Here is a 1,545-nt window from a genome sequence, read left to right on the forward strand (position 1 = left end):
AGGGTTTTGGTGGAGCGCAGGACCTGATCCTGGGAGGCAAGCGTATTAACAGGTGTGACGCAGGAAGGTAGCCAAGCCGGGCGATGGTTGTCCCGGTCTAAGGATGTAGGGCGAACGGTAGGCAAATCCGCTGTTCATGATGCCTGAGATCTGATGGGACCCCCGTTTGGGGGGATTTGGTGATCCTATGCTGCCGAGAAAAGCATCGACGCGAGGTTTTAGCCGCCCGTACCCCAAACCGACACAGGTGATCAGGTAGAGAATACTAAGGCGATCGAGAGAATTATGGTTAAGGAACTCGGCAAAATGCCCCCGTAACTTCGGGAGAAGGGGGGCCCCAACCTTGAACACCACACGCTGGTGGGAGGGGATCGGGGCCGCAGAGACCAGGGGGAAGCGACTGTTTACTAAAAACACAGGTCCGTGCGAAGTCGCAAGACGATGTATACGGACTGACTCCTGCCCGGTGCTGGAAGGTTAAGAGGACCGGTTAGCCGCAAGGCGAAGCTGAGAATTTAAGCCCCAGTAAACGGCGGTGGTAACTATAACCATCCTAAGGTAGCGAAATTCCTTGTCGGGTAAGTTCCGACCTGCACGAATGGAGTAACGACTTCCCCGCTGTCTCAACCATAAACTCGGCGAAATTGCAGTACGAGTAAAGATGCTCGTTACGCGCAGCAGGACGGAAAGACCCCGAGACCTTTACTATAGTTTGGTATTGGTGTTCGGAGTGGCTTGTGTAGGATAGGTGGGAGACGTTGAAGCCCGGACGCCAGTTCGGGTGGAGTCATCGTTGAAATACCACTCTGGTCACTTTGGACATCTAACTTCGGCCCGTAATCCGGGTCAGGGACAGTGCCTGATGGGTAGTTTAACTGGGGCGGTTGCCTCCTAAAAAGTAACGGAGGCGCCCAAAGGTTCCCTCAGCCTGGTTGGCAATCAGGTGTCGAGTGTAAGTGCACAAGGGAGCTTGACTGTGAGAGAGACATCTCGAGCAGGGACGAAAGTCGGGACTAGTGATCCGGCGGTACATTGTGGAATGGCCGTCGCTCAACGGATAAAAGGTACCTCGGGGATAACAGGCTGATCTTGCCCAAGAGTCCATATCGACGGCATGGTTTGGCACCTCGATGTCGGCTCGTCGCATCCTGGGGCTGGAGTAGGTCCCAAGGGTTGGGCTGTTCGCCCATTAAAGCGGTACGCGAGCTGGGTTTAGAACGTCGTGAGACAGTTCGGTCCCTATCCGCTGCGCGCGCAGGAAATTTGAGAAGGGCTGTCCTTAGTACGAGAGGACCGGGACGGACGAACCTCTGGTGTGTCAGTTGTACTGCCAAGTGCACCGCTGATTAGCTACGTTCGGATGGGATAACCGCTGAAAGCATCTAAGCGGGAAGCTCGCTTCGAGATGAGATTTCCATACACCTTGTGTGTGAGAGGCCCCCAGCCAGACCACTGGGTTGATAGGCCGGATGTGGAAGCGAGGACTAACGACTCGTGAAGCTGACCGGTACTAATAGGCCGATAACTTACACCACACACCACCCC

The 1,545-nt window shown here is 55.1% G+C and carries 1 rRNA gene; it reads left to right on the forward strand.

From position 1 onward, the window contains the following. Positions 1-1,535 (forward strand): 23S ribosomal RNA (locus J2X42_RS23305); the annotation flags it as partial. Positions 1,536-1,545: the final 10 nt, after the last annotated feature.

Origin of the sequence: Arthrobacter sp. BE255, assembly GCF_031457335.1 — a bacterium.
Lineage (GTDB): Bacteria > Actinomycetota > Actinomycetes > Actinomycetales > Micrococcaceae > Arthrobacter.